The sequence below is a fragment of the Pseudochrobactrum sp. XF203 genome (genome assembly GCF_020341615.1).
Classification (GTDB): Bacteria; Pseudomonadota; Alphaproteobacteria; order Rhizobiales; family Rhizobiaceae; genus Pseudochrobactrum; species Pseudochrobactrum saccharolyticum.
This window is the reverse complement of the sequence record NZ_CP084392.1, coordinates 938,714-965,266: the sequence shown is the minus strand read 5'-3', so window position 1 is coordinate 965,266 and position 26,553 is coordinate 938,714. Positions and strand designations below refer to the sequence as shown.

The 26,553-nt window shown below is 51.4% G+C and carries 30 protein-coding genes; 11 read left to right on the top strand and 19 right to left on the bottom strand.

All coding sequences use genetic code 11. The annotated features are described in order from the left end of the window. Positions 1–12: 12 nt before the first annotated feature. The 12 genes from LDL70_RS04150 to LDL70_RS04095 form a co-directional block, all read right to left on the bottom strand. Positions 13–363: a gene transfer agent family protein gene (locus LDL70_RS04150; protein ID WP_225687369.1), complete on the bottom strand. Its 351-nt coding sequence runs from the start codon at positions 361–363 to the stop codon at positions 13–15. Further along, positions 360–773, bottom strand: a complete 414-nt coding sequence (locus LDL70_RS04145) for a phage major tail protein, TP901-1 family (RefSeq protein ID WP_225687367.1) — start codon at positions 771–773, stop codon at positions 360–362. Before LDL70_RS04145 ends, LDL70_RS04150 begins: the two co-directional genes overlap by 4 nt. 3 nt (positions 774–776) lie before the next feature. Beyond that, positions 777–1,208 (bottom strand): DUF3168 domain-containing protein, encoded by a 432-nt coding sequence (locus tag LDL70_RS04140; RefSeq protein WP_225687365.1) that lies wholly within the window; start codon positions 1,206–1,208, stop codon positions 777–779. Next, positions 1,205–1,372, bottom strand: a complete 168-nt coding sequence (locus LDL70_RS04135) for a hypothetical protein (RefSeq protein WP_225687363.1) — start codon at positions 1,370–1,372, stop codon at positions 1,205–1,207. The genes LDL70_RS04140 and LDL70_RS04135 overlap by 4 nt, the downstream gene beginning before the upstream one ends. 87 nt (positions 1,373–1,459) lie before the next feature. Continuing rightward, positions 1,460–1,807: a phage head closure protein gene (locus LDL70_RS04130; RefSeq protein WP_225687362.1), complete on the bottom strand. Its 348-nt coding sequence runs from the start codon at positions 1,805–1,807 to the stop codon at positions 1,460–1,462. After that, on the bottom strand, positions 1,804–2,367 hold the full coding sequence (locus LDL70_RS04125) for a hypothetical protein (protein ID WP_225687360.1): 564 nt from the start codon (positions 2,365–2,367) through the stop codon (positions 1,804–1,806). Before LDL70_RS04125 ends, LDL70_RS04130 begins: the two co-directional genes overlap by 4 nt. Positions 2,368–2,473: 106 nt before the next feature. Then, positions 2,474–3,745, bottom strand: coding sequence for a phage major capsid protein (locus tag LDL70_RS04120; RefSeq protein ID WP_225688381.1), 1,272 nt, complete (start codon positions 3,743–3,745; stop codon positions 2,474–2,476). 63 nt (positions 3,746–3,808) lie between these two features. Further along, a complete protein-coding gene (locus tag LDL70_RS04115; RefSeq protein ID WP_225687358.1) occupies positions 3,809–4,315 on the bottom strand; it encodes an HK97 family phage prohead protease in 507 nt (168 codons plus the stop codon). Next, entirely contained in the window at positions 4,302–4,673 is a 372-nt protein-coding gene (locus LDL70_RS04110; RefSeq protein ID WP_225687356.1) for a DUF6107 family protein, read from the bottom strand. Before LDL70_RS04110 ends, LDL70_RS04115 begins: the two co-directional genes overlap by 14 nt. Further along, positions 4,670–5,893 carry a phage portal protein gene (locus LDL70_RS04105; protein WP_225687354.1) on the bottom strand — a complete coding sequence of 408 codons (1,224 nt, stop codon included), beginning with the start codon at positions 5,891–5,893 and terminating at the stop codon, positions 4,670–4,672. Before LDL70_RS04105 ends, LDL70_RS04110 begins: the two co-directional genes overlap by 4 nt. Before the next feature lie 30 nt (positions 5,894–5,923). Further along, entirely contained in the window at positions 5,924–7,078 is a 1,155-nt protein-coding gene (locus LDL70_RS04100; RefSeq protein WP_225688379.1) for a DNA-packaging protein, read from the bottom strand. 124 nt (positions 7,079–7,202) lie between these two features. Continuing rightward, positions 7,203–7,667, bottom strand: a complete 465-nt coding sequence (locus tag LDL70_RS04095) for a hypothetical protein (RefSeq protein ID WP_225687352.1) — start codon at positions 7,665–7,667, stop codon at positions 7,203–7,205. A gap of 446 nt (positions 7,668–8,113) precedes the next feature. On the opposite strand from LDL70_RS04095, the gene LDL70_RS04090 reads away from it, so the two are divergent. From LDL70_RS04090 to LDL70_RS04075, 4 genes are all read left to right on the top strand, one after another. Next, positions 8,114–10,216, top strand: coding sequence for a transglycosylase domain-containing protein (locus LDL70_RS04090; protein ID WP_370627123.1), 2,103 nt, complete (start codon positions 8,114–8,116; stop codon positions 10,214–10,216). 83 nt (positions 10,217–10,299) lie between these two features. Continuing rightward, the gene (locus tag LDL70_RS04085; RefSeq protein ID WP_151158166.1) at positions 10,300–10,905 is read left to right on the top strand and encodes a DUF1214 domain-containing protein; all 606 of its coding nucleotides are present in this window, start codon (positions 10,300–10,302) and stop codon (positions 10,903–10,905) included. Then, positions 10,902–11,450 (top strand): hypothetical protein, encoded by a 549-nt coding sequence (locus tag LDL70_RS04080; protein WP_225687350.1) that lies wholly within the window; start codon positions 10,902–10,904, stop codon positions 11,448–11,450. The genes LDL70_RS04085 and LDL70_RS04080 overlap by 4 nt, the downstream gene beginning before the upstream one ends. Positions 11,451–11,636: 186 nt before the next feature. Next, positions 11,637–12,710, top strand: a complete 1,074-nt coding sequence (locus LDL70_RS04075) for a DUF2336 domain-containing protein (RefSeq protein WP_225687348.1) — start codon at positions 11,637–11,639, stop codon at positions 12,708–12,710. 10 nt (positions 12,711–12,720) lie between these two features. Here the strand turns inward: LDL70_RS04075 and LDL70_RS04070 are convergent, their stop codons facing one another. Genes LDL70_RS04070 through LDL70_RS04060 form a run of 3 tightly spaced genes read right to left on the bottom strand, consistent with a single transcriptional unit; the run spans position 12,721 to position 16,172 of the window. Continuing rightward, positions 12,721–13,062 (bottom strand): DUF1491 family protein, encoded by a 342-nt coding sequence (locus LDL70_RS04070; protein WP_225687339.1) that lies wholly within the window; start codon positions 13,060–13,062, stop codon positions 12,721–12,723. 31 nt (positions 13,063–13,093) lie between these two features. Then, positions 13,094–14,140 (bottom strand): peptidoglycan-binding domain-containing protein, encoded by a 1,047-nt coding sequence (locus LDL70_RS04065; RefSeq protein WP_225687337.1) that lies wholly within the window; start codon positions 14,138–14,140, stop codon positions 13,094–13,096. After that, positions 14,115–16,172: a PAS domain-containing sensor histidine kinase gene (locus LDL70_RS04060; protein ID WP_225687335.1), complete on the bottom strand. Its 2,058-nt coding sequence runs from the start codon at positions 16,170–16,172 to the stop codon at positions 14,115–14,117. Before LDL70_RS04060 ends, LDL70_RS04065 begins: the two co-directional genes overlap by 26 nt. A 428-nt stretch (positions 16,173–16,600) precedes the next feature. On the opposite strand from LDL70_RS04060, the gene LDL70_RS04055 reads away from it, so the two are divergent. Further along, positions 16,601–17,017 (top strand): DUF5330 domain-containing protein, encoded by a 417-nt coding sequence (locus tag LDL70_RS04055; RefSeq protein WP_225687333.1) that lies wholly within the window; start codon positions 16,601–16,603, stop codon positions 17,015–17,017. 143 nt (positions 17,018–17,160) lie between these two features. Beyond that, on the top strand, positions 17,161–17,592 hold the full coding sequence (locus LDL70_RS04050; protein ID WP_022710033.1) for a SufE family protein: 432 nt from the start codon (positions 17,161–17,163) through the stop codon (positions 17,590–17,592). An 81-nt stretch (positions 17,593–17,673) separates the two neighbouring features. Here the strand turns inward: LDL70_RS04050 and LDL70_RS04045 are convergent, their stop codons facing one another. Further along, positions 17,674–18,480, bottom strand: a complete 807-nt coding sequence (locus tag LDL70_RS04045) for a DUF6456 domain-containing protein (protein WP_225687331.1) — start codon at positions 18,478–18,480, stop codon at positions 17,674–17,676. Continuing rightward, a complete protein-coding gene (locus tag LDL70_RS04040; RefSeq protein WP_083646816.1) occupies positions 18,477–19,025 on the bottom strand; it encodes a helix-turn-helix domain-containing protein in 549 nt (182 codons plus the stop codon). The genes LDL70_RS04045 and LDL70_RS04040 overlap by 4 nt, the downstream gene beginning before the upstream one ends. A 281-nt stretch (positions 19,026–19,306) precedes the next feature. Between LDL70_RS04040 and LDL70_RS04035 the strand changes: the two genes are divergently transcribed. After that, a complete protein-coding gene (locus tag LDL70_RS04035; RefSeq protein WP_075654541.1) occupies positions 19,307–19,585 on the top strand; it encodes a cytoplasmic protein in 279 nt (92 codons plus the stop codon). 76 nt (positions 19,586–19,661) lie between these two features. Here the strand turns inward: LDL70_RS04035 and LDL70_RS04030 are convergent, their stop codons facing one another. Then, a complete protein-coding gene (locus LDL70_RS04030; protein WP_022710037.1) occupies positions 19,662–20,090 on the bottom strand; it encodes a MucR family transcriptional regulator in 429 nt (142 codons plus the stop codon). A gap of 803 nt (positions 20,091–20,893) precedes the next feature. Between LDL70_RS04030 and msrB the strand changes: the two genes are divergently transcribed. The 4 genes from msrB to LDL70_RS04010 all read left to right on the top strand — a co-directional run bounded on the left by msrB (position 20,894) and on the right by LDL70_RS04010 (position 25,000). Then, on the top strand, positions 20,894–21,313 hold the full coding sequence (msrB, locus tag LDL70_RS04025) for a peptide-methionine (R)-S-oxide reductase MsrB (protein ID WP_022710039.1): 420 nt from the start codon (positions 20,894–20,896) through the stop codon (positions 21,311–21,313). A gap of 47 nt (positions 21,314–21,360) precedes the next feature. Continuing rightward, entirely contained in the window at positions 21,361–23,457 is a 2,097-nt protein-coding gene (locus LDL70_RS04020) for a S9 family peptidase (RefSeq protein ID WP_225687329.1), read from the top strand. A 79-nt stretch (positions 23,458–23,536) separates the two neighbouring features. Then, positions 23,537–23,890, top strand: coding sequence for a hypothetical protein (locus tag LDL70_RS04015; protein ID WP_225687327.1), 354 nt, complete (start codon positions 23,537–23,539; stop codon positions 23,888–23,890). 195 nt (positions 23,891–24,085) lie between these two features. After that, the gene (locus tag LDL70_RS04010) at positions 24,086–25,000 is read left to right on the top strand and encodes an MBL fold metallo-hydrolase (RefSeq protein ID WP_225687325.1); all 915 of its coding nucleotides are present in this window, start codon (positions 24,086–24,088) and stop codon (positions 24,998–25,000) included. A 76-nt stretch (positions 25,001–25,076) separates the two neighbouring features. Here LDL70_RS04010 and LDL70_RS04005 read toward each other — a convergent pair whose 3' ends face one another. Further along, the gene (locus LDL70_RS04005; protein WP_225687323.1) at positions 25,077–26,405 is read right to left on the bottom strand and encodes an acetamidase/formamidase family protein; all 1,329 of its coding nucleotides are present in this window, start codon (positions 26,403–26,405) and stop codon (positions 25,077–25,079) included. Positions 26,406–26,553: the final 148 nt, after the last annotated feature.

Sequence of the window (26,553 nt, the reverse complement as noted above, 5' to 3'; positions counted from 1 at the left end):
CAATTACGGCTTCTAATTTTTTGATTGTGCTGCGTTTTCCGGATTTTCAGCAGTCATGCCAAAAGTCACTTCCAGCAATTGCGTCACCAATCGCGCAAAGCCGGTAGCACCACCATCAATGCGCATATCGGCCACATCATCCTCGGCCACATCATGACCGCCACCACGCAAACCTGCGGTGACAATGCGGATCATATCTTCTGATTTTAACTGCCCTGTTGAGAAACGGGCGATCAGAGCGGGCAAGTCTTCAGTCTCATAGGCAGCCTCAAGACCGGCCAAGGCACCAAGTGTCAGGCACAAAACCCAATCCCTGTCATTTAAAACGGCTGCAATTTCACCGCGTCTGGCATTGACCATCATGGCTGCGCTCCGAAACTGATAAGGCCGGCAGATTCCAGCGCGATTTCAAATGTCACTTCGCCATCATGAGCGCCGCCATATTCCAGCGCGGTGATCTGAAACAAACCGCTGACAGCACCAAAATCCGGCACAATAATCTGCCAATTCAGAATATCACCATTGAAGAACGCCGCGCGGATCAGAGCATCCGATGCCGCATCTTTAAAAATACCCGCACCGCTGACCGATGCACGCTGCACACCGCTGCCAGCCAGCAATTGCCGCCAACGCCCTGTAGCATCAGCATCCGTCACATCCACAGTCTCCGCATTGAAAGCAATGCGCTTGCTGCGCAAACCCGCACAGGTCTGAAATGTGTCACCTGCCGCAGCAATTTTCAGCAACAGGTCTTTGCCTCTCTGAGCTGCCATTAATTACGCTCCTTCAATTTTTTCAGTCACCGCACGGTAGCGCAACTGGCCATTGTAACCGTCGCGCAAGTCGTCATTGCGGGTCTGTGAGGATTGCAAAGTCAGATTGACCAGATGATAGCCGCCGATATCCGGCTTTTGCTGGCTGCTTGCCAAAGCCTCCATCAGCCCTTCCAGCAGCATCATCAGTTCCAGCACCTGCCTGCGACCATTGGAACGCGCCCAGATATGCAGCACCAGATTGTGCTCTTCGCCGGTGCCGCTATCGGTATCCCAGGCGTAAATCTGACTTTGACCAAAGCTGATATAAGGAAACGCCGCATGGGGCGGCACATGATCGTAAATACCCTGCCCGTGCAGTTTCTCCATCAGCAAAGGCGCGGCTTGCAACCACGCCAATATCGCCTTTTGCAAAACAAGCGCCGCGCCGTTCATCCCTTATTGTCCTGTTCGGTTTGAACAGGCGGCGCTTTAGGCTCAGGGCTTTTCAAAAACAGCCCGTCGCGTTTATTCGAGAGCGCCTGTTCACAGGCCTGCAAGCCGACAAGACGCAAAGTGCGCAACAAGGCTTCAAAGATAAAACGCATAGAAAAATTCATCGGATTTCCTCTCTATAGCGTATCCCGAAAAGTGTGAAACGGTTTTCGGATCAAGATACGCGTAAAAACAAACAGTTAGAGCATTTCCTATGTTTCAAGATAATCTGGAAATGCTCTAACTGAACAAATGAGATAGCGCTGGCTTTCATCGGGATCGTGCAGCCCTAAAACCGTGAAATATCGCTCCGCACGCGTGAGACGCATGGAGATTGCTATATCTTTGCGGTAACGGGTTGTGATGAGATGGGTGACATGGGGAATGGCCTGTCCGGCAAAGTTCTGACTGCCGGTTTTCTTCGGCTCAATCCTGCCCCAGAGCGTGGCAATTTCCGTCCATTGCTCCTGATAGCCGCCGGTCTCATCAAAGAGCGGACGGTTTTCTTCCAAAGTCAGCAGGGTTTTAAACTGCCCTGCATCAATGAATTGCAGGTTCATAGCCGCCCCCGCCGCAGCCACGGTGACACGAGCTGTGCAACCATATCCGGCAGGCTGTGCATCACCGCCTCATAAGAATTGCGGTTGTCATAGAGATGCGCCGCCAGCACCAGACAGGCATGACGCAATGTTTCGGGCAGGTCTTCAGGCTCATTCGCCAGACCGGCAGTCAGCTCAATTTCCAACCCGCGGGCAATAGTAATATATTGCGGTCGCCGCAGATAAAGTCGCTGCGGACGACTATCCGTATCCAACCGCCAATCATCCGCATTGAACAGCACTACAGCACCGTCGGTATCAAAACCTTGCACTTTATCAATGGAAATGACCGGCGCTTTATAGAGGGCAATTCTGCCCGATTGCGGCCAGTTGGCGAGCTGCAACAGCCAGCGCTGCGGCAGCATCACCAGATTGCAATGCTGCTCGATTACTTCCCGCGCAGTGCGGATCAGCCGTTCCAGTAAGTCTTCTTCCTGATCCGGTGATAAACGTAAAAAATCGCGCAGCATTGCTGTCGTCACCGGCTCTTTCACCGGCGGCGCTATAAGTTGGAGAACCATGCTATCTCCTGTAATTTACAATAGATTCAGTAAGATAAAATCACTCTCTGACAGAATGATTCATGCCGCTTTGCAAAGACCAAGCAAAACCGCCTCGCCAGCAAAATCAGGCTGCAAATTTCAGCAGTTTGATCGCGTCAAAATCCTGCACACCACCGCCGACACGCTTGGTGGTATAGAACAGCACATATGGCTTGGCAGAATACGGATCACGCAGAACACGGATACCGATGCGATCGACAATCAGATAACCACGGGCAAAATCACCAAAGGCAATCGGTGTGCTGTCCGTGGCAATATCCGGCATATCTTCCGCTTCCACCAGACCAAAGCCCATGAAGGAAGCCTTCTGCCCAAGAGACGCCGGCGGCTGCCAGAGGTAATTGCCGTTGCTGTCTTTGAGCTTGCGCAGCGCCGACTGGGTTTTACGGTTCATCATCCAATGGGCATTCTGGCGGTAGCCGGATTTCAGCGCATAGACGAGATCAATCAGCAAATCGGACGGGCTGGAAGCAGGTAAGGCACCGGCAACGCCCGTCTTCAGGCAACCAAGTTTACCCCATGCCCATGACGCTTCATCAACCGTATCATAGGCCAGAAAACCATGCGGCTTGTTCACACCATCACCATTGATGAAGGCAGCGCTTTCCTGCTCGGCAAAAGCTGTTTCAACCTCTGCGGCAATCCATTGCTCCACATCCACCGCAGCATCATCCAGCAGGCTGGCTGTTGCCGCAGGCATGGCGTAAATTTCCATGGTCGGGAATTGCAGCTCAGCCAGCTTGGCATTGGTGGTCTGCGGGCGTGCGCCCTCTTCACCAACCCAGCCGGTACCAGGACCACTGATGGAAAACGGCTTTTTGAGTACAGCGCCGGAAACCTGTCGCACGGTTGCAAGACCACGCACCGGAGAAAGTGCGGCCAGACGTGTACCGATGGCAGTTTCCAGTTCAGACGGCACAAGATAACCACCATCAGGCCCAGAACCATAGGAATGCGCTTTCTGCTCAAGCCCGCGCAATGCCTGTTCATCACCACGGCGGGCATAAGTATCAAAAGCCTGTTTATGCTCCTGTACAATACTACCGAGTGATGAACGTGTCTCGCCACCAAGTGCAGGACGCGCCTGTTTCAGCACATATTGATCCAGCGCCGCCTTCTGCTCATCCATTGCACGGTTGAGACGTTCTACCTTTTCAACCGTCAGAACATCAGCCCCGACATGTTTTTCAATCTGGGTCAGGCGCTCATCATTGGCCTGTTTGAACCCTTCAAAAGCCTGCATAAACTCACCAAAAGCCTGCCCGACTTCCTGCTGGCTGTTCAGCGCCTTAATCTCCAGCATCTGCGGTTGAGCTGCTGTTGCTTTATGTTTGATCGTCATTTCCTGTCCCTTCGGGCTTGGTGTAAAAAGACGGTACAAACCGACCGGACGGAGGTTTCAAAAAGAAGTTTGCGCTTTCAGACTGGCCGCCGCATGGCGGATAATCTGCGCGGAACTCATGTCATCGTGATTTTTACTCTGCACCGGATGAACACGCGCCTGCGGCAACATCGGAAAAGTCACCAGCGAAATTTCCCAAAGCTCGGCTTCCAGAATATGCCGCTTTCCGGTTGAGGCTGACTTCTTACTGCGAATAGCGCGAAAGCCAATCGACAAACCGTCCAGCGCCCCTTCGGATATCAACTGCCAAGCTTCATCGGCACGCGTCACGCCTTGCGTTAACTGCCCCTCAACATAAAGACCGCGCTGGTTCTCGGTGATTTTTGTCCAGATGCCGATGGGATTGTCGGCCTGATGCTGCCAGAGCATTGGCACACCAGCGCCCCGCCACAGAGACTTGGCAAACGCCCCACGCTCAATAATATCGCCGCTCAGATCAGTGAGCGAAAACAGGCTGGCATAACCGCTGAAACATAAGGACTGCTCTGCCTTAGCCTTCATCATGCTCCCCCTCTTGCCGAATTGAACCACCAACCTGATTTTTCAGCCGGTCGGTAAAGCGCTTGAAAAAACCGAGTGCTGTCCATGCAGCAAAGCTGGCAGCAGCAGAGCCCATCAACATCAGCTCTGCCTGTCCGAGACTATTACTCAAAGTCAGTTGTTCTGCGATTTTAACACCGGCTGCCCCGCCAAAAATCATGCCGCAAATCAGACCGACCGCGAAACGAACTGCAGCCTCGCGTTTTCCCTTGGGCAACATATAGGCCAGTGAAACGGCCGAACCGCTCACCGCGCCGGTGATTTTAGCAAGCCAGATCCATTGTTCCTGCGTGAGTGCATCCGGCTGGTTGAAGAGGTTCATAGCGCTCCTCCTTCCGGCTCAGGAGAATAGCCAACGGCCTGACGCTTTTCGGCTGTACTTAAAAACTCCGCCGCACCAATGCGCCGCCACAAGGCTTCGCGTTCCTCAGCAAGCCCGTCAATACGGTCATGGTCATGTTCAAGTCGCAGATCCGCACCAAAAGAAGGACATAGCCAATTGCTCAGCGCCTGTGCCGTGCGGGTTAGCAGCGGCAGAATAGTCAAGCGATAGAAAGCACGATTGGCCTCGGCATAATTGGCATAGGTGTTATCACCGGGAATACCGAGCAGCATCGATGGCACGCCGAAAGCCAGCGCGATTTCGCGGCTGGCCACATGTTTGGCCTCGATGAAATCCATATCTTTGGGCGACAGTCCCATGGCTTTCCAATCCAGCCCGCCTTCCAACAGCAGCGGTTTACCCGCCCCACCGGCACCGGTATAGCCTTCCTCCAGCTCGGTCTTCAGCCGGTCGAACTGTTCCTCGCTCAAATTGCCACCATCTTTCGGTGCATAGACCAGCGCACCCGAAGGCCGCGCAGAATTATCAAGCAAAGCCTTGTTCCATGCCGCCGTAGCATTATGAATATCCAGTGCCATCGAAGCGGCTTCCAAAGGCGGGAAACCATAATGATCGTCCAGCGGATGAAACAGCCGCAAATGCAACGCCCGTGCTGATAATCCGGACTCAAAACCTGAATTCAGGCTGATACGGCGGCTGGTGCTATTGTTACGATAGAGCAAAGTTTGAGGCCAGCCATTGCTGTCGCTCTCAATGGTCACCCGCTCAGGACGCAACAAGTGTAATTCTTTCGGCTGTCCGTCATAATCCAGCCGCTCGATATAGGCATTGCCGGATAGCAGCAGGTATCCGTAAAGCTGCTCGAAAAAGCCGGAACCACTCGCCCCTTCATGGGGTGCCCGCAGCAAATTCAACAGCGGATGATCTTCAAGCTCCGTCTCGCCCTGATAGAGCAGCAGCGGCACATTGGCTGCGGCATCGCTGATCATTTTAACGCAACGATGTACAATCGGATTGCGCATAAATCCCTGTTGCGACAGCGCCATATAATTGCGGCTTGTCCAGCGTGCCTGCGCATCCATATGCAGCGCGACAAAACCCTGCTGCATTTTTACAGAAGGCGGCTGCACGCTTTTCTGCTCCTGCGTTTGGGCAGCACTATGCCGCCACGGCCATGACCAAGCCCATGATCGAACCATGTTCACCTCACTCGACCTTAATTATGAAATTTATCGAAGCTGCCGGATTCTCGGCTTATGTGTGTCCTGAAGCAAAAGCGTATGCAGCGCCCAGACCAGCGCATCCATCCTGTCCGGTGAGCGGCCTGACGACAGGCCGTTTACGGCGAAATCACACATCTCATCTTCCAGCTCCGGAAAACGGCGTGCATGGCGAATACGCCCTTGCTCATAGAGCGTTGCTACCGGCTCGGCACGCAGATATTTTCCCCTCTGCGCCCGTACGGGCTTCACCGCGACTGATGCATCCTGCGCATGGATCACCGCCATCACCATGTCACCGCCCTGATTGACCTCCGCCACCACCAGATCGGCCTGATAGCGATGGTAGAACTGCACAATCTGCGCAGCCCATTGATGGGGCTTTACGCCTTGCAACGTGGCATCATCCAGCACCCAAGCCAGACCATCGGCATCCAGCCCCGCCACAATAATCCCGCAGGCATCGGAATTTTTGGTGGAAGTCGCAGGCGGATCAACCGCAATAACAATGCGCTGTAATTCCGGAACTTGCGGATCATGTAACGCCTCTAATTGCTCCCGCGACCACAGCGCATCCTCACGATCAGCAATCAAAACACCATCCAGCTCCTGCCGCCCCAAGGCCGTACCAGTATAACGCTGCTGCATGGCTAACAGAAACGCCGGTGCCAGATGTGCCGCATTTTCATCCGTGCGCATATGGGTCATGATCGTTGCCGGATCGCTCAACAGATCACGCAGCAGAGCCTGCATTTTCGGTGTGGTTGTCACCACCTGACGCGGCTTGTCTCCCAGACGCAGGCCGAATTGCAGCATATCCCATGTCTGTTGCGGATTTTTCCATTTCGCCAGCTCATCACACCATGCCGCAGAAAATTGCGGCCCGCGCAAACTGTCCGGATCTTCTGACGAATAGAACGAAGCCACCGCCCCGCTTTCCCAAACCAGCCTGCGGCGGGTGCTTTCCAGCCGTGGCCGCTGCAAACGTGATACGGAGAGAATACCGGAAGGCCCTTCAACCATCACCTCGCGCACATCGGCCAGTGTTTCCCCCACCAAAGCAATATTACCGCAAGCTCTGTCACAGAAAGGCGCCAGCCCCTGTGCCATGCCGCTGATCCACTCTGCACCGGCACGGGTTTTGCCCGAACCGCGCCCACCCATTATCACCCAGCTGCGCCAATCCTGCTTCTGAAACACCGGCAATTGCGCCAGCCGCCCCTGAAACAACCATTCTTTACTGGCTGCAACAATGGCCTGCTCATCGACACCCGCGTCAGACAGAAATTTAAACAGCTCTGAGTTCGGTAATTCTGGCGCTGATGATGCTGAGAGCTTCACGCACATCCTCCGGCGTCACACCGCGATCATCATTTCCGTTGTCATGCTTATCATTCAGCGGTTCAACACGCGTTTCTTTGGAAAGCTCGCTGATGCTTTTCACCGCTTTTGCCAGTGCTGCCAGCGCCTCTACAGCACTCTTTTCCGGCAACCCCTCCGCTTTGGAGAAATTCTGCAATTCCGCATTAATTTTAATCAGCAGATCTTCGATATCCAGCACCGGCAAGCTGCCAGAAGAGCAATCCAGCCCTGCCCGCTTCAAACGCCTGCTATAAACCTCCGGCTTCACCCCCAAGAGAAAAGCCATATCCGGCACAGTTATCTGATAACGCCGCTGCAAACGATACACCGCCTGCAAACGCTCCAGCGAAGCCTTTGGCAGCGCTTGTATTTCTTCCGAATTTTCCGGCATGGTTTGACCGGCTCCGTTCTCTGTGAAACGCATAACCGGTTACAAATGGCACAAATAAAAAAAGCGCAGCACCACATGCCACGCCCTATCAAACTCTATTGAATTGTCTCAGCCACACTTCTCTGACTGTATATAAAACCTACTTCAACACCGTCACGCCGTCAAGGATAAAATTCCTATTTTTCTGCTTTTGAAACTGATTTCTTCACATTCAATTTTACCGAAATATTTATCGCATTGAGATAATAGGTTTATTCGTTAAGCATAATTTTAAACTCTTCATTGGCACTTCTGCTTTATTGGCCATTCATAAGGATGTGCTAGAATGGGACATTATCGCCCCTCTTTAAGCGAGCAAAACGGGTTATTTTTCGGTTATGAGCAAACAGGCTGACAAAAATGACCAGACCAGAAAAACGCGCCGCCTGACCCGCAGCCCGTTTCTGATGGCTATTGATGCCTGGCTGGACAGCAGCCTGTATAAACTGCGCTCGCATTTTTCCGCTTTTTGGGAAAGCGCCACTATTTTTTCCCGCAAATTCCGCGTGCGCGGCTGGAAACGTCTGTTTGTAGAAATCGCCGATGAGGGGTTCACGCTTGGCGTTCTCGGCAGTGTTGTTCTGCTTGCTCTGGCTATGCCTGCTTTCGAGGAAACCAAGAAAGACTGGCGTGCGCAGGATGATTATGCGGTCACTTTCCTTGACCGCTACGGCAATGAAATCGGCCAGCGCGGCATCATGCATCGCGACGCAGTGCCGATTGCTGAATTGCCGGATCATGTGATTAAAGCGGTTCTGGCAACCGAAGACCGCCGTTTTTATGAACATATCGGCATTGATTTCTGGGGCTTAAGCCGCGCGCTTACTCAGAATATGCGTGCCAATGGCGTGGTTCAGGGCGGCTCCACCCTGTCTCAGCAGCTGGCGAAAAACCTGTTTCTCTCCAATGAAAGAACGCTGAAACGCAAAATCAATGAGGCCTTTCTCGCGCTCTGGCTGGAAGCTAATTTAAGCAAAACAGAAATTCTGCAGCTCTATCTCGACCGCGCTTATATGGGCGGCGGAACCTTTGGCATTGCAGCGGCTTCCGAATTTTACTTTGGCAAAAACGTCAAAGATGTTTCTCTGGCGGAAGCGGCAATGCTGGCCGGCCTGTTCAAAGCACCGGCAAAATATGCACCGCATGTCAATCTGCCCGCTGCCCGCGCGCGCGCTAATGTTGTGTTGTCCAATCTGGCTGATGCAGGCTTTATGAGCGAAGGCCAGCTGGCCTATGCACGGCGCAATCCTGCGAGTGTTGTTGACCGCGCTAAAGGTGAAAATCCGGATTATTTTCTGGATTGGGCTTTTGACGAGGTGAAAAAGATCACCCGTACAATCCCGCAGCACAATCTGGTGGTGCGTACCACATTGGATCGCAATATTCAGAAGGCTGCGGAAGATGCGATTGAATTTCATCTGCGCCAATATGGTGCTGAATATAAAGTGACAGAAGCAGCCACCGTGGTGATTGCCGATGACGGCTCGGTGCGGGCAATTGTCGGCGGGCGCGATTATGGTGAAAGCCAGTTCAACCGTGCAACCAAAGCGCTCCGTCAGGCCGGTTCATCATTCAAACCCTATGTCTATGCCGTTGCAATGGAAAAGGGTCTGACACCGAATACGATTGTCTCCGATGCACCGATTGCATGGGGCAACTGGATGCCGCGCAATTACGGCCGTTCTTTTGCAGGCCGTGTTGATCTCGCAACCGCTCTGGTCAAGTCTTACAACACGGTGCCGGTGCGCCTTGCCAAAGACTATCTGACAACAAAGCCGATTGTAGCCCTCACCAAAGCCATGGGCATTGAATCGGAAATCTCCGACCATAAAACCATGGTGCTCGGCACCTCCGGCATGACAGTGATGGATCAGGCCACCGGCTTCAGCGTTTTTGCCAATGGCGGTTTTGCAGGCATGCGTCATGGCATTGTGCAGATTTCCGATCCGGCTGGTAAAATTCTCTGGGACTTTAAACGCGATACACCGGAACCAAAGCGCGTATTGTCTGAAAAGGCCGCCTCGGAAATGAACTCCATGCTGGTGCAGGTGCCTGAACGCGGCACGGCGCGGCGTGCAGCTTTGCCTATGACCCGTGTCGCGGGAAAAACCGGCACCACCCAGAGCTATCGTGATGCGTGGTTTGTCGGTTATACCGGCAATTACACGGCGGCGGTCTGGTTCGGCAATGACAGTTATGCACCGATGAATAATCTGACCGGCGGTATCATCCCTGCTATGACATGGCAGATGATGATGATGCAGGCGCATCAGAATATTGACCTGAAACCAATTCCGGGCATCAGCAATCCGTTCCCGAAACCGGCTCAGCCAGCTGATCCGAAACTGGTAGCACAGAGCAGCGGCACAGGTGAAAAACTGCCAAATACAGTTCCGGATTATCCGCGTGTTCTGTCCTCAGAAACAACGCGCTTTATGCGCAGTCTGAATGAGAAATTCCGCACCTATGAAACACCGCAGCGGATTCGCACGACTTTATCGTCACTCTGATCTTATTGAAATGCACCGGCCATTTGATCCGGTCACCCGATAATGACAGGCAATTTTAACCGGACGTGTTTTATAGATTCTCCATGAGCAATTTAAGAACCATATTGCTGACAGTATTAACCTGCCTGATTGCTCTGGCGGGCGGCGCAGCCAGTGCGCTTTATGCTCTCAATAATTTTGAAGGTTTCAATCAGCTCACTATCGGACAATGGCATGCCTCGCCGCTCTATGGCAGTGCGGATGCTGATCCCTATGCGCGTGCGCAACGCAGCCGCGCCGCATTGCTGCCGCTGGGTGCTGCCGAAGGCCAACGCTTTGTCCTGAGGCATGATGTGAACGGCGCAAAACTTGATCCGCGTTGCACCTATCATTTACAGGGCAAAGCCCCCGCCTCCCGTTTCTGGACGCTTTATGCCAGCGATTTGCACGATCTGCCGCTCGCGCAAAAGCAAGGGCTTCCGCAGGAACTGCATAGCCAGATGATCTGGTATCAGCATGATTCAAGTTTTCTCATCGCGGTTTCTCCCTCGGCACAATCGGGAAACTGGCTGGCGATCAATGCATCGCGCCCCTATCAACTGGTGATGACCCTGTATGATACCGATCTGGGCACATCTATCGGCTTTGAAAATCCGCAAATGCCGGCACTCACTTTGGCAGAAGGCAGCTGCAAAGGAGCCGAACGATGAGACATTCGCTGTTGCAGTTTCTCTATGCCATTACTCTCGGTCTCATTGGCGCAGCCATCGTTCATATTGCGATTATACTGCTCGTGCCTGATGATGCTTCGGAAACCCTGTGGAAACGCGTGGAAGCACTCGGCCCCGCAGAAAGCTTTCACTGGCTGGAAGGTGCTAACTGGGCAAAGCGCCGCGATCCGCTGATGCGCAGTGCCGCATGCCGTTTTGACCTGACCAACGGACCGGTTCATATCAGCGCTGTCGGCAAAGTGCCGTTCTGGTCGCTGGCGATTTACAATCATACAGGCGATATAACTTTCAGCCTCAATGATCAGGTGTCACCAGCCACCGATCTGCTGCTTGTCTCACCTTTGCAAAAAATCCTGCTCGAACAAAGCATTCCGCAGCAACTGGAACAATCAGTGCTTATCACCCAGTCCGTTAATGAAGCGATTGCGGTTTTGCGGGTCTTCGAGCCCGATGCAACATGGCGGGATGAGGTTGGCGAGTTTCTTAAATCTGCAGAATGTATGAGCGTTTCGATCGAGAATTAAATTCTCCTGCGATGCACCATCTTCCGAGAAATATTTGATTTACAGGTCAGTAAATTACCAGCAACGCACCGATGGTTAATTCATTGCTAAGTGTTCTCCCTTAAAGTGCAGAAAGCTCTCCTTATGTTTTCAGCGAGGAGAGGTGTATTTTTGTCTGTGTTGTGTAGGCGTAAGGGGTAAATACGCGTGACCACCGATCAATTCCGCGCTTTGGAAATATTATCCGGAAGTGGTCATTCCGCACACCACAAGACCGATGATCTGCTGGCTGCTGCCGTGGCAGGTTTTACGTCCCTCACCCGTCCCGGACGCTATGAAAGCCAGCAATTTGAAGATTTGGCTTTGCCGTTGCTGGAAACAGCCACGCCGCGTGCCCGCCGTCAGGTCTCAGCTATTCTTGCCCAGCATGATGTTGCCCCGCGCAAGCTGGTTTTGGCTCTTGCCAATGACAGTATTGAAGTCGCTGCACCGCTATTGCTGCGCTCCCCTGTCCTGACAACTGCCGATCTCATTGACATTACCGGCCAGCACGGCCTGTCCCATGCCCGTATCATTGCGCGCCGTCAGCCGGTTGATCCGCTGCTATTGCCAATCCTTGAGGGCTTTGATGATCCGCTCATCAGCCAGACACTGACTGCTGAGCCGGTAATCAGCACTGCACCTGCCGCTGCAGAGACCAGCATAGCGGAGGTGCAGGAAGCGCATTATGTTTCAGCAGCCCCAGTAAACAAACGCGTTGAGAGCAAACCGGCTGCACCAATCCGCACAGCCCCTGCTGCAACGCAATCATTGCCTGCGCATAATCTCAGTGCAATGTCACTGTCCTCCTGTTTGCAACCGGCACGGGCCGAATATCTCATTGATATGGCACTGTTGATTGACGGCAATATGTTCCGCACCGCACTGGCCGATGCGCTGGATGTCAGCTATGCGCGTGCTGAAACAATTATCGGCTCATGGCCGAATTCCCAGCTGCCGCTGGCGCTGAAAGCCATAGGGCTTACCGCACAGGATACCTATCTGATCCTGACTGCCGTTCTCGGTACAATTCATGGCGAACGTGAACAATTACGGGAATTTGTCCATATTTACCGCTCTATCAGCCCTGAACAGGCCGCAGCAGCTGTCAGACGCTGGAAAGCGGATGATATGAATGAGCGTCTGCGCAATCAATTGCGCGATTTGGCGGACAATGCATCGGAAAACTTTACCAGTGCCGCGAATAATGACGGCACGATCCCGCATAGAAAAGCACAATAATCCGGATAAGTTACATGCCTGTGGTCAGCAGTTCCGCAGCCTGAGTACAATCTTCAACCTCGACAAGCCAGAGATCAGGATCAAAGCGCAGCTCTTTTTCAAGCTGCGTATTAATCAGCTGTTCGTCTTCGCTCTGCTGATATAAAACAAAACGACGTTCATCCGCCCGTTGCGGATCATATTCGCTTTGCGGCGCAGGCATATATAAATCAAAATTACCATCACGATTACGGATCTTGATAAAGATTGCACCGGCCTCGGCCGCACCGCGCCTGACCAGATAGGCGAAACCATCAGCCATGCGCACACGGCGCATCAATGCGGAAACCCAGAATTCGCTTGTCAGACGCATAGGCTGAAATACCTGCTCATTGCATATCAAATCAGCTGATAAGGCCGATTTCACGCATTTTCCCGATCAGCTCAGAATCAGGCTTACCGCTGACATTGAGACGGAACAGTTTTTGAAACTCGCGGATGGCATCTTCTGTGGTTTTGCCCGGAACACCGTCCACGACAACCATATCATTGCCGAATGCTTTGAGCCCCGCCTGAATACGCACCAGTTCCTCGGCACTGACCGCCTGACCGGATGGTGTTCGTGCGGATACCGGTTGAACAGAAGCCGTTGTTTCCGTTGCATTCTGCGATGCAGAATTACTCCGCACAGCCTGTACCGGTGTTTTTTCTTCTGCCCTGACAGCAATCGGCGCAGGCCGTCTTTCCGCAACCGGCACTGCACGCGCACTGTTTTCAGGCTGAGTGTCAGACCGGGTCTCTGGCCGAGCCTCAGGTCTGGCAGCTGGCACAGCCACAGCAATGGCTTCCTCAATGCTCAGCTGTTTCTCTGCGGGTTTAGCCGCATTATTCTGATCCGGTGCCAGCTTGGCCTGCACATTCTGCCATTGCTCAAGCGCTGCACGGGTTTGCGGCCCTGTCAGACCATCCACATTGCCACTATAGAAGCCAAGTTGCTTCAGATTATATTGCATGATCGCAACCTGCTTGTCGCCATTCGGCGCCAGAGCCGGCAGATCCCCGCCATCAACAGTTGTTTCGGGCAAAGTCGCAACAGCTTGTGGTTTCTCAGTTACCGGCGCAGCCTCATGACCGGTAATCTGGCGTACAGGTTCCTGCACAGCCACATTGCCGGTCAGCTTGCGGGCTGCTTCGCTATTGTCTTTTGCCACAGCACGGAAAACCTGCTCCGGCCGCGTTTTAAAGAAAACACCGTCATGCGCCTGCGGTTGATACCAGATCGCATTGCTGGCGACAAAACCAAGCGTCACAAGAAATGCGGTTGCACCACCGGCTACCACAGGATTGCGCGCGACTATATCACCGGCAGCCAATGCCATGCGTGACACGCCGGTCAGGCATGCATCAAAAAAACGTCTGCCAAAACTACGCCGTTTTGCGTTTTTGCGCATGGAAGTCCCCTTGCGTTTCGTACCGCTGCGGCTCTGTCTTTCCGTCATAACTACTTTCTGCCTGACTATATTCAGTCTGTTCGGCCTGAAGATTAATAATTGCTGTTTTCACCTGCTCAAGAGCGCTGCGAATATCGGTTGAAACTGTATTTGTCTGCATCCGGTCAGCCTGCTGCATAGGCTGCGATAATGCCTGATTTGCGGCCGCACCTGCAACCAATCCGGTCTTATCCACAACCTGCTGTGCTGTTTGCGGCAGCCTGATTGAAACAGTCGTGCCATGGCCCTTGCGGCTGTGAATATTCATCTCACCCTGATGAAGACTGACTAGACCTTTAACCAGATAAAGCCCGAGACCTGAACCTTCCTGCATACGGGTCTGTGCATTATTGATCTGGGTAAATGGCTGGCACAGACGTTCAATTTCATGTGCTTCCAGTCCAACGCCCGTATCAGACACGGAGATGACCAGACTGCGCTCTGCACCTGCATAACCGCGCTTTGTTTCATCAGGCATCACATCAATGGTTACGCAACCGCCGCGATCCGTGAATTTAATAGCGTTTGACACCAGATTAATCAGAATCTGACGGATTGCACGGCGATCAGCAATCATATCCGTCACATCCGGATGAATGCGGTCACAGAGAATAACGCCCTTTTTCTCGGCCATCGGCATAAGCATGGAGCTGCACATTGTAACGCTGTCCTGCACGGAAAAGCGTTCATGCTGAACCGGATACTGACCGGCCTCAAGGCGTGAGGTTTCCAGAATACCGTTTACAACTTCCAGCAGATGATTGCCGGACTTGCGGATCAGATCAATATATTCGCGCTGCTTGTCGCTCTGCAAAGGCCCTGCCACATCATGCAACAGAAGATCAGAGAAACCGATGATTGAATTCAGCGGCGTGCGCAACTCATGGCTCACGGCACCGAGCAAGCGTCCGCGCGAGGTTTCCAGATTCTCAATCGTCGTATTCTGCTGAACGATATGCTGCTGCGTATCCTGCATCTGTGCAAGATTGCGCGCAACAATCAGGAAACCGGCTTCCTGCTCATTCTGAGCCGTGCCTTTTGCCTGCCCTTCCATTTCAAATATATTGAAATAGATTTTCGGCTGTTCATTTTTATTGCCCTGAGCAACTTCCACGCAACGCAGACGAATCTCTGTTTTGCCACCGAGTTTCATTGGTGAATTGCCGTGCTTCAGGCCATTCAGAAATGCGAGATATTGAACGCGGTCAGCCACATGCACACGGTCAAGAAGCAATGTGCCGGTCAGGACTGCACGATCAACACCAAATTGTTCAATACAACGATCCGACAAAGTACGGATATGACCATCCTGATCAAGACGGATAACCAGAGCATCCAGCGCTGTTTCCAGATCGCTGTCGGCAGTATGAGCAGATGTTGTATTCTGCAGGACTGTTGCAACTGGCAGTGCCAAACGCATTACCCGCAGCAAAATGGCGCCGACATAGATAAACAGGAAAGTTGTTGAGACACCGGCCGGAAGCATCAGCTGTGTGTTGATACCTTTGGTCAGCGATGTTGCCATCAGGGCAACAGTGATCAGACCACCGGCAACAGCCGCGGCACGATGGCGGGTTACAAGCCAGATCTCAAGCGGCAATGCCAGAACCATTGCCCAGACCAGACCATTTTCCGCACCTGCAAACAGGGCCGTAAAAGCCAGTACCGCGCTATAGAATGACAATGCGGCAAGACCTGTCAGGCTGTTGCGGATGCCAAATGCCTGCGCTGCCAGCAAAAGAACGGATATGCCGGTAAAGGACAGACCGGTAAACAGTAATGCATTGACCGAAGCGGTCGGGAAAATACTGTAACAAGCCATAGCCAGAAACAGCGGAAACAACAGCAATGCGCAGCGCAAATCAAACGCTGAAAAATGGTCGGACTTACGGGATTGAGCAGCGGTAACAGAAACATGGAATTCTGCATTTTCCTGCGCCAACAGGTGATGATCCGCAACGGTATTATGCATACCGCCTTTAATCATTTTCATTGTTTTCGCATAAATGCCGTACACGCAGCATACTCACTCTGACACAATCTCACTTCAACTGTCTCCTTTCACCGGAGTGAAAAGACAGTCACCGAACAATGACAGAATGGACGCCCAGACTTTAAGGAATAGATAAAACCGCGATCTATGATGCCCGTGAAAGTCTTTTTTCCGCGAAAAAGGGGGAGCTTTTGGCTCTATGGTAAACGGAATATTTCCGGCTCCGCCCCATGGCAAGACAATCTTAAAAACATTTTATCAGAATCTTCAGAAATATGTCTCATTCTTTAACCATTGCGTCTCAACAACCGGAAAGCCTTAAGAAGAAACCGGTGAAACAACTGATAACTATATGAATAATTTAAACTTATATATTTATCACGCTCAGCAACCCGACAGGACCGTGCAAACAGGCAGGAATAAAGATCATGAGATTTCTGCTTAAATGCATTTTCTGGCTGGGAGGGGTTTTTCTGCTGATGCCCGGACTGACCGGCAAGTCTACAGACACACAGCCACCACGAGCGCCACAGGCACAAACACAGCAAAATCATCTGTCTTCAGAAAAACAGCAACAGGCTCCATCCACGGCCAGTCCCGATCTGGTTGAGCAATGGTTGCAGGCCGGCAAAACCCTGCAGGAAATCAGCACATTTTGTGAGCGCAATCCCGCTCTCTGTATTGCCGGAAAGGCAGCGATTCAGCAAAGCGGTGAACAGGCTTTGATCCGTGCGAAAGAGGTTCTATCCGGTAGCGCGCCACAAAACAAAGAGCCATCCGCCCCACCTGCAACAGAGCAGGCACCTGCGTTCAAAATTCCTGTTCCTGCGCAACGTCCCGGATAGTTCTTGCGATCGTCAGAACCGGAACTTTCCAATTGCTATAAAAATGGTCTATAAGCCGCGCCATATGTATATTTATCAGCATGCCTCGAGCGGAGCGAATTTTCGTTCTTGCGCGGCATGCTTCAGTTAATGCGGAGAGACCTATGACAAATTCAAAGATCAGCACGATTGCGTCGGACTTTGAGTTTCTTGACGACTGGGAAGACCGCTATCGCTATGTGATCGAACTGGCACGTGACTTGCAGCCTTATCCGGAAGAAGCCCGCGATGCGGATCATAAGGTTCCGGGCTGTGTCAGTCAGGTCTGGCTGCTGACCAAAAAAGGTCAGGGTGCCGATCCGGTTATGGAATTTCTGGGCGATTCCGATGCGCATATTGTCCGCGGTCTGGTTGCGATCCTGCTTGCCCTTTATTCCGGCGAAACCGCATCTTCCATTCTGAAGATTGATGCAGAAGGCGTTCTGAAAAGCCTTGGCCTCGATGAGCATCTGACACCACAGCGCTCCAACGGCTTGCGCTCCATGGTGCAGCGTGTGCGCAATGACGCACAAAGCGCCCTGCAAAACGCTGCCTGATATTTCTCATCTATAATATACCAAAACATGCGCACTGATCTCATCACTGCGCATGTTTTGTTTTCAGCTTGTGACACGGCATCACAGTGAAGGCCGGAAGTCCGGTGCTCCCCAGTGATAGGCAGCCGGTGACGTGATCCCTTCCGGCATCCGCCCTGCATTATAATGGCGGTGCAAAATACTGAGTGCTGTTTTCAGCATCATCTTTGCCGAACGCGCAGGCCATGAACGCTCACGCTCCACCAATTCCAAACCTTTGAGAAAACAGCATATATCCAGCAATATACCGGATAATTCCGGCCCTACAGCGATGAGTGCCTTATTCACCCGATCCCGGCAATCCAATGCGTAATCACTCAACTCGGCCGCACCGCCCCGCTCCCCTCTGACACGTCCGGCAACACTGGCATCCCAATTGGCAGAAATCCGTGGCATCATATTCCCGCGTGTGAAATCAGCCCTCAACCGCTCTCCGGCATGAAACTCGTCATCACTCAAAAAACGCCGCCCCGTCTGCTTGTTTTTCCGGCAGAGCAAAGTCAGCGGGGATTCAGCATTATTGACGGCACGGTTCCGGATGTTTTCATCAGCTAACTGCACAACAGGTTCTTGAGACTGCTCTGCCTCAGCAGGTTTCTTTAGCTTCTTCAGCAGATCGCGTCCTGCAAGTTCCAAGGTGATTTTGTCCTGCTCAGCTTTCACCAATCCGGCCTCCAGCAAATGCTGCAATACCGGCTCGTGACAGGCAATCGTGCCGCCCTCATCACTGGTCAAGAACCAACGCCCTTCTTCACCTTCGAACCTTGCCGCTGACCGCAGCAGAAATCTGAGTACCCGCAAAGCTGATTGCTGATCTTTCGGGGAAAATGCAGTGACGGTTTTGCTCATTCCCCTGCACTCCCGCACGGATAAAGCGCCCGAATGAGATATTCAAACGAGCTGACACTGCGGTCAAATTTTTCATTCTCCCGCATGTCCTCAATCAAATGGCAGGCATGTTTAACCGTGGTTCTTTCACGGCAAAATGCATAGGCCACTTCAGACATCGACAGGCCGAACATGGTATGAGCGATATACATGCCGAATTGCCGGATTCTGGCGATATGGCAATTGCCGCGTTGGGGACTGCGCAAATCGTGTAAGGATACCTGAAAGAAAACAGACAACAGCGCCATTAAAGCCCCGCACAGTTTCCAGGCACGCAATTGCCGCTCCCTGCTTGTCAGCTGGCTCTTTACACTGCTGTTTCTTTGCATCAGATCAGCCAGATACAGCGCATTCTCTGTCATGCGTTTATTGCCGACATCATTCTGCATGGAATGCATATCCTGCCCGCCGGATAAACAATGCAGGCGCGATGACTCCGGCAAATTATGCAAGACAACAAGTGAATCCGTACGACCGGATAAAAAATCTGGAAAATTGTTCAACATATGCCCTCCGCAGACGACATATCCTTAATATAAAAACCTTATACGGGGATAAACTTGAGTTTATAGATATAAATATACAATTAAATTCAAATAACAAATATTAAAAAAGAATCTATACATAAAAATAAGCCATTCAATAAAAACATTTTATCAAACAATCAAATTTAATCACAATAAAAATACTAAAACAACCAATACTACATTTAAAAATTAAGAATATCTGCTTATCCCCCGCCAGCAGCAAAACATCATAATCCCCTGCACGATGAAGGGGATTAACAATGTCAGCCACTCTGCAACAGGAAAAACAGCTGTTTCTGGAAAACCGTAAAGAAGATGCACTTCAGGCAGCGCAATCCGTCGCCTTACAGCTGAGCTGCGGCATCGACTTGCAACAGGCCTTAAATGCGCCGGCCGAAAAGAGAGCAAGTATTGCAGCGAAACTAACGCGGCTTATCAAAAGAGAACGTCTGAAAGGACTGAATAAACACTGGAGTTACGATATCAACCGGCACATTGCGCTGAAACAAGCCCAGACACGCCTGCTGCAACTGCTTTGATAATACATAAAAAAACAACGGCACTTTCGCGCCGTTGTTTGTCTCTTGATATCTCGTTGAAGAGATACAGGCCGGATCAGGCAGCTTTACGCTTACGACCAAGACCCATTTTCTTAGCAAGCTGCGAGCGGGCTGCAGCATAGTTCGGAGCAACCATCGGATAGTTAGGATCCAGATCCCACTTCTCGCGATATTGTTCCGGCGTCAGATTATAATGGGTCATCAGGTGGCGCTTCAGCGATTTAAATTTCTTACCGTCTTCCAGGCAGATAATATAATCGTCGTGAACTGATTTTTTCGGGCTGATTGCCGGCTTAGGCTTTTCAACCACAGCAACCACTTCTTCACGAACACCTGAACGGGCAAATGCTGCATGAACATCAGCGATCAATGCAGGCACTTCACCGGCACGTATTGAGTTATTGCTGACATAAGCGGCAACAACATCAGCTGTAAGACTGAGCAGCAGTTCGTCAGCAGAAACCACAGTCTCTGGATGTTCCATTATACTTCCTTTACCTATAAATATTGCTGACTGGAAACCCTCTGAAAATACATGAGAAGTCTATCCATTCACCAATCAACCAGTTTAACCTTAGCTTGCCACCCGCAATCATCTTCTCATATCTGTAAAATTTGTAAAATGTCAATTTATTTCACGATTTTGTTAAGTGATGCTGTAATTTTTGACTAAACAATTAAATTTCAACACTCAAGATCACGAGAATTAATATCTGCGAACCTGCCGAAAACAGAAAACTATTTCTCTTCTCATCTGAAGATTATCAATCGGAGCCTGTTATACACATAGTACAATGTAAAAACATGCTTCTGAAACTATCTTCAGCAAACAAATTCACCAAAAACGTGAAATTTCGCCTCTTGAAACAAACTACAGTAAAACTCAGCAAACACTGCGATATGAAGCAATTTTGCGGATATTTGCTATTCTATCAAAAAATCCTGTATTTCTATATTAAGTCATTTTTCTGGCAATTCATGGCCCCGGATATTTTATACAAGGATTTTTGCAAAAAAACCTGCTTTCATAAGATTATCCGCCGCACGGGCAGATCAAACGCCTGCGTATGTTCATATTATGCCTTTGAAAATACACGGTTGTATATTCACCTTTTAAAAAGCGGTTAATATCCCCATATATTGGAAAAATGACTATTCTGAACACAGGCAGGCCTGACTAAACCAGATCAGTCCTGCTCTTTTTGACCTGCCTTTATGAATAACGCACATTCGGCTTGAAAACGCCTTATACTTTCCGAATGTATGCTGAACCGCCGGAGAACCACCATGTCCGAGAAAAACATGCCCCAACGCCCGCTTAAAGTTCAGAAAACCGATGCCGAATGGCGTGAACAGCTCACACCGGAGCAATATAAGATCACGCGCCAGCATGGCACAGAGCGTGCATTTTCCAGCCCTGATTTTGATCTCAAACTCCACGGCACATATCACTGTATCTGCTGTGACCGTCTGCTCTACAATTCCGAAGATAAATTCAATTCCGGAACAGGCTGGCCGAGCTTTACACGTCCGGCTGAACCGGAAGCTGTCAGTGCTTTTGAGGATCATTCCTATGGTATGAACCGTACAGAAATACGCTGCGCTGATTGTGATGCGCATCTCGGCCATGTATTTCCAGACGGCCCTGCACCAACCGGACTGCGTTTCTGCATGAACGGCACAGCATTATATTTTACTGAAGCCTGACAGCCTCAAATTTTACACCTCATCTTGGCAACAATACCGGAAACAGTATGAACCAGCATTCATTCCCTAAGCACAACGCCCCAGCAACTGAGAAGAAGGCGTTCAGCGACACGCGCCACGGTATTGTCCGCCATGATGAATATCACTGGTTGCGTGCTGCCAACTGGCAGGATGTTCTGCGCGATCCTTCCCTGCTGGATGCACAAATCCGTTCGCATCTTGAGGCTGAAAACGCCTATCAGTCAGCCTTGATGGCAGATACGCAGGAGCTGCAAAAACAACTGTTTTCGGAAATGAAAGGCCGCATCAAGGAAGATGACTCCAGTGTGCCGGTCAAAGACGGCGCCTATGCCTATGGTATTTCCTATGTCACCGGCGGACAGCATCCGCAATATTTCAGAACACCGCGGGATGGCGGCGAGAAAACCATTCTGATCGACGGCGACAAGGAAGCAGCGTCCCTTGCCTATTTCAGCCTTGGCGGACTGGACTATTCGCCTGACCATAAAGCACTGGCATGGTCTGCGGATACTAAAGGCTCCGAATTTTATGACATCAAAATCCGCGATCTCTCCACACTGGAAGACAGCGCGGATTTTCTGACATCCACCGCAGGCGGAACTGTATGGGATGCAGCAAGTCAGGGTGTTTTCTATGTGCAGATGGATGATAATCATCGCCCTGCCAAATTATTCTATCACCGTACCGGCACAAAGCAGGATCAGGACGCGCTGATCTATGAAGAAAAAGACGCCGGTTTCTTCATGAATGTTTCCGGCAGTTCACTGAATGACTTTGTTTTCATCAATATTCAGGATCATGAAACTTCTGAAGTCTGGCTGATACCGGCCAATAATCCGCAGGCAAAGCCACAGCTCGTGGCAGCGCGCGAAACCGGCATTGAATACAGCCTCACAGAAGGCGGGGATGTTTTCTATATTCTCACCAATATTGACGGTGCAAAGGACTTCAAGATTATGTCCGCACCGGTCAGCGCCCCGCAAAAACAAAACTGGACGGAAGTCGTCGCCGAAAAGTCCGGCACGATTATTCTGGATGTTGGAGCGTATAAAGATCATCTGGTCTGGCTTGAGCGTAATAATGGCCTGCCGCGCATTGTTATCCGTGAGCGCAGCAGCGGGACAGAGCATGCCATTGCTTTTGACGAGGAAGCCTATTCGCTTGGTCTGCATGGCAGCGCTGAATATGACACGGATGTGATCCGTTTTTCCTATTCATCCATGACCACGCCGAGCCAGCTCTTTGATTATAATATGGTCACACGCGAACGCGTGCTGCTGAAAACGCAGGAAGTGCCAAGCGGCCATGTGATTGAAAACTATGTCACCCGCAGGCTCCTTGCACCGGCGGCAGATGGTGAACTGGTACCGGTTTCCATTCTCGCCCATAAGAACACACCGCTGGACGGCTCGGCTCCATGTCTTCTCTACGGTTATGGCGCCTATGGCAGCTCCGTTCCGGCAAGTTTCTCGACCACACGCCTCTCTCTGGTTGACCGTGGTTTTATCTATGCCATTGCCCATATTCGCGGCGGCAAAGACAAAGGCTTCGCCTGGTATGAAAACGGCAAACGGGAACATAAGGTCAATACATTCACTGACTTCATCGCTGCAGCAAAACATCTTGTGGCAGAGAATTTCACCCGTCATGACCGGATTATCGCCCATGGCGGTTCGGCAGGCGGTATGCTGATGGGTGCTATCACCAATATGGCACCGGAAGCCTTTGGCGGGATAATTGCCGATGTGCCGTTTGTGGATGTGCTGAATACTATGCTGGATGACAGCCTGCCGCTGACCCCGCCGGAATGGCCGGAATGGGGTAATCCGATTGCATCGGAAACGGACTACCGCACCATTGCGTCCTACTCCCCTTATGACAATGTATCGGCACAAAATTATCCCCCGATACTGGCAACAGCAGGCCTGACCGACCCGCGTGTTACCTATTGGGAAGCAGCAAAATGGGTTGCTAAACTGCGCGATCAGTCCACCAGCGGCAATCCTGTGCTTTTCAAAATCAATATGGAAGCAGGCCATGGCGGTGTTTCAGGGCGTTTCTCGCAGCTGGAAGAAGTCGCCTATAATTATGCTTTCGCGCTTAAGGTTGCAGACAGACTGTAACAGGCGCATAAAGATATGAACCGGCAGAGCAGAAAATTCTGCTCTGCCGTGCCTTCCGAAAACAGGAAAGGATTAAGCCATGCCATTCATGTCTCTGAATTTCCTCAGCAAAAGCGGTCTACGGCTTTGCGTGTCCGCTTTTAGCATTCTGGCTCTGACCACCATCTCAACACCGCAGGCAGAAGCCGCGGTTCGTAAAAATGTCAGCGAATATGCAGGGCAGCGCTGCAATCCGCCTCCGCGTGGCAGCGGTGTTATTGTCGGCATTTTTCAGGGACTTGGCGAAAGCGCCTTTGTCAGCAGTGACTATCCGGAAGTGATCAGCCGCTATCGCTGCTTCCCCTCGCTGGAAGAATGCAAAGGCTGGCTTTACACGATGCAAAGCCTCTATAGCGCAGGCCTGCCCCGCGCAGCCAAATGCCTGAAACGCTAAAAGCAGCACTATATACACTGTGTTCACTGTGATGAAACAAAGCGGAATTACCTGAAAACCCTTGAAATTCCGCTTTTTGCCCGCAGCCGGTTACTTTGCTGTAACCTGCGGATTTTTACATGCCTTCTTGTCAGCGGCGCTTAGCTCCTTAATTTCCGTAACACCGATATCATCCCTCCGGTGAAGGAAAAGACCATGACATTTTTAAAAACAGCAACACAGTTTCTGAGCAAAGCAGCTTTTGCGGCAACACTTGCAACCTCCGCCCTCTCCGTATCCTCTGCCCATGCGCAGGAAAATAAAGCACTGAACTGGCAATTCTTTCAGGCAGATGAAAACGGCTTTCTCCGCACACCCGTTCTGCTGACCGGCGAAAAAGAAGCGATTCTGCTGGATGGTGGCTTTACGCTTTCAGACGGCAAAGCTCTCGCCGAAAAAATCAAAGAAAGCGGCAAAGCACTGACAACAATCTATGTGAGCCAGAGCGACCCTGATTATTATTTCAGCCTCGGCCCCGTCAAAGCCGCGTTTCCTGATGCGAAAGTGATTGCCGCACCGGCTACGGTTGAAGCCATTAAAGGCAATGTAGAAGGCAAGCTGAAAGTCTGGGGTCCGCAGCTGAAAGAAAACGGCCCGCAGACGCTGGCTGATGTGGTGATACCTGAAGCTTCAGATATCAAAGAGCTGGATCTGGAAGGCAAGAAAATCGAGATCATTGATGCAGAGAATATGCCGAACCGCCGTTATCTCTGGGTACCATCTCTGAAAGCTGTTTTCGGTGGTGTTCTGGTCACTGCCGGTGAACATGTATGGCTTGCCGACACACCAAAAGCAGAGCAACGTCAGGCATGGATCAAAACCCTGGATGCCATTGCGGTGCGCAATCCTGAAATTGTTGTACCTGCCCATATGAGCGCCGGTTCAAAAACCGATATTTCTGCGGTTACTTTCACCAAAGACTATCTTGTGGCCTTTGAAGAAGAGCAGGCCAAAGCCAAAAACAGTGAAGAACTGATTGCCGCTATGAAAAAGCGCTATCCTGATCTGGGCGGTGTATCCAACCTTGAGCTAGGCGCCAAAGTCATCAAAGGTGAAATGGAGTGGGAATAACCGTCTCCCACCTCTGAAATAAAAAAGCACCGGAAATTCCGGTGCTTTTCTTTTTAACCCATTCTGCAAAAACAGATCAGGCAAGATCATAGAGTGAGCGGGCAAAACCGGCCAGCCCCTTTTCTTCCAGCTTTTTCAGCGGCATCCGGAAGGTAACGCGGACAATCCCCGGATGACGGCCGATTTCGATCGCACCAAGCATTGTTGCACGGTTCATAATTTCAGGAACCGTGACATCAAAAAGATCCGCCGCACGTTTCAGGCCGTTCTCTGTCGCTTCATTCAGCGTAGCTCCGCTACCGATTACTGTAACCGGTGCATCGCGCTCAATTGCTGTCACACCATTGGCCTTGCCAAGTGCCTCAGCACGCTGGCGCTCAATGGCATTTAAAGGACGCGCCAGATAAGGCACATCTTCAGCCACAGGAAACAGCAGCGGCCCGTCAATCGCCAGCCCTTTGATAACTTGCACTTCGAGCGTAACCACGCCTGCAACGTCGCAGGTATGACCGGCAATTTCACCGTCACCCTGCAATGCGTGCATATCGCCCAGATAGACACCGCCGCCCGGCACTTTCACCGGACAAATCAGTATCGCGCCCTGCCGAACAGAATTTACATCAAGATGGCCGTCGGTTTTGTTGCGCGCCAATTCATCCGGTGTCAGTGCGTATTTATGCGGCGCATTGAGCAAAAACGAGCCGAAATCACCGGCATTATGGGAATCCGGCATCGCTTTTGAAGGTGCTGTACCCAATTGCCCGAGGAAAGGCCGCAGACGTGTGGCCACACCGACCAGATCAGCGGGAGCAAAAGTCATAACCGGATTTTGAATAGATGTATCCGGCAGCGCCATAATCTTTGCGGCATCCGGCGCCATGGCTTCGGCTCTGGCTTTTCCAACAGTTACACCAATGCTGCGCTCGTCATCAAAGACAATTGTATAGCCGTTTTCAATCTTAAACGGCGTGGCATCGGCTCCGCATTTGTCACAACGGATAGCGCTCTGGCCGATACCTTCAATATGGGTGGCAGGCCATTCCGTACCGCATTCCGCGCAGACAGCAGCACAGAACGGATCACCATTATTACGGCCTGTCACCACACTGTCCGAACCGGAAGCCGTAGCAGCAGATGTTACAACAATGGAGCGGATGTGAATGGCAATCGCATCACCGATTTCAGCACCTTCAACAGCGACCGGTCGCGTGACCTCATGGCCGCCGCGAATGGCGGGGGTAATCATTGGCCCCCAGCAACCGGGCGCAGTATTGGCGATAATCGTACCGCCATCAGCCACAGGCCCGAGCATAGCGCGCTCAGGGTCAAGAATACCATCGGTGAGTTCGGTTACATAGACTGTGCGACAGGCAGTGCTTTTCTGCCGGCTGTTATCATTTTGCATTCCTGCATCCTCCAGAAACGATGCGCTGTTCAGGCGAACAGACAGGCTTCACACTCTTCCGAATGCGGCAATTCCATTCTGTCCGACAGAAATATGCCGACCGGCACGATCATGCTAATGGACAATAACCAGTTTAAATAATGACAAA

Excerpts from the sequence above, each read along its gene's own strand:
- LDL70_RS04030 (WP_022710037.1), bottom strand. The coding sequence starts at position 20,090 with ATGGAACATCCAGAGACTGTGGTTTCTGCTGACGAACTGCTGCTCAGT.
- LDL70_RS04055 (WP_225687333.1), top strand. The coding sequence starts at position 16,601 with ATGAGATTTCTGCTTAAATGCATTTTCTGGCTGGGAGGGGTTTTTCTG.
- LDL70_RS04045 (WP_225687331.1), bottom strand. The coding sequence starts at position 18,480 with ATGAGCAAAACCGTCACTGCATTTTCCCCGAAAGATCAGCAATCAGCT.
- LDL70_RS04105 (WP_225687354.1), bottom strand. The coding sequence starts at position 5,893 with ATGGTTCGATCATGGGCTTGGTCATGGCCGTGGCGGCATAGTGCTGCC.
- LDL70_RS04040 (WP_083646816.1), bottom strand. The coding sequence starts at position 19,025 with ATGTTGAACAATTTTCCAGATTTTTTATCCGGTCGTACGGATTCACTT.
- LDL70_RS04130 (WP_225687362.1), bottom strand. The coding sequence starts at position 1,807 with ATGAACCTGCAATTCATTGATGCAGGGCAGTTTAAAACCCTGCTGACT.
- LDL70_RS04150 (WP_225687369.1), bottom strand. The coding sequence starts at position 363 with ATGATGGTCAATGCCAGACGCGGTGAAATTGCAGCCGTTTTAAATGAC.
- LDL70_RS04020 (WP_225687329.1), top strand. The coding sequence starts at position 21,361 with ATGAACCAGCATTCATTCCCTAAGCACAACGCCCCAGCAACTGAGAAG.
- LDL70_RS04115 (WP_225687358.1), bottom strand. The coding sequence starts at position 4,315 with ATGATGAAGGCTAAGGCAGAGCAGTCCTTATGTTTCAGCGGTTATGCC.
- LDL70_RS04065 (WP_225687337.1), bottom strand. The coding sequence starts at position 14,140 with ATGCGCAAAAACGCAAAACGGCGTAGTTTTGGCAGACGTTTTTTTGAT.
- LDL70_RS04110 (WP_225687356.1), bottom strand. The coding sequence starts at position 4,673 with ATGAACCTCTTCAACCAGCCGGATGCACTCACGCAGGAACAATGGATC.
- LDL70_RS04010 (WP_225687325.1), top strand. The coding sequence starts at position 24,086 with ATGACATTTTTAAAAACAGCAACACAGTTTCTGAGCAAAGCAGCTTTT.
- LDL70_RS04015 (WP_225687327.1), top strand. The coding sequence starts at position 23,537 with ATGCCATTCATGTCTCTGAATTTCCTCAGCAAAAGCGGTCTACGGCTT.
- LDL70_RS04145 (WP_225687367.1), bottom strand. The coding sequence starts at position 773 with ATGGCAGCTCAGAGAGGCAAAGACCTGTTGCTGAAAATTGCTGCGGCA.
- LDL70_RS04085 (WP_151158166.1), top strand. The coding sequence starts at position 10,300 with ATGAGCAATTTAAGAACCATATTGCTGACAGTATTAACCTGCCTGATT.
- LDL70_RS04070 (WP_225687339.1), bottom strand. The coding sequence starts at position 13,062 with ATGCGTCTGACAAGCGAATTCTGGGTTTCCGCATTGATGCGCCGTGTG.
- LDL70_RS04080 (WP_225687350.1), top strand. The coding sequence starts at position 10,902 with ATGAGACATTCGCTGTTGCAGTTTCTCTATGCCATTACTCTCGGTCTC.
- LDL70_RS04090 (WP_370627123.1), top strand. The coding sequence starts at position 8,114 with ATGGCTATTGATGCCTGGCTGGACAGCAGCCTGTATAAACTGCGCTCG.
- msrB (WP_022710039.1), top strand. The coding sequence starts at position 20,894 with ATGTCCGAGAAAAACATGCCCCAACGCCCGCTTAAAGTTCAGAAAACC.
- LDL70_RS04035 (WP_075654541.1), top strand. The coding sequence starts at position 19,307 with ATGTCAGCCACTCTGCAACAGGAAAAACAGCTGTTTCTGGAAAACCGT.
- LDL70_RS04050 (WP_022710033.1), top strand. The coding sequence starts at position 17,161 with ATGACAAATTCAAAGATCAGCACGATTGCGTCGGACTTTGAGTTTCTT.
- LDL70_RS04100 (WP_225688379.1), bottom strand. The coding sequence starts at position 7,078 with ATGGGTGGGCGCGGTTCGGGCAAAACCCGTGCCGGTGCAGAGTGGATC.
- LDL70_RS04135 (WP_225687363.1), bottom strand. The coding sequence starts at position 1,372 with ATGAATTTTTCTATGCGTTTTATCTTTGAAGCCTTGTTGCGCACTTTG.
- LDL70_RS04125 (WP_225687360.1), bottom strand. The coding sequence starts at position 2,367 with ATGGTTCTCCAACTTATAGCGCCGCCGGTGAAAGAGCCGGTGACGACA.
- LDL70_RS04140 (WP_225687365.1), bottom strand. The coding sequence starts at position 1,208 with ATGAACGGCGCGGCGCTTGTTTTGCAAAAGGCGATATTGGCGTGGTTG.
- LDL70_RS04060 (WP_225687335.1), bottom strand. The coding sequence starts at position 16,172 with ATGAAAATGATTAAAGGCGGTATGCATAATACCGTTGCGGATCATCAC.
- LDL70_RS04005 (WP_225687323.1), bottom strand. The coding sequence starts at position 26,405 with ATGCAAAATGATAACAGCCGGCAGAAAAGCACTGCCTGTCGCACAGTC.
- LDL70_RS04095 (WP_225687352.1), bottom strand. The coding sequence starts at position 7,667 with ATGCCGGAAAATTCGGAAGAAATACAAGCGCTGCCAAAGGCTTCGCTG.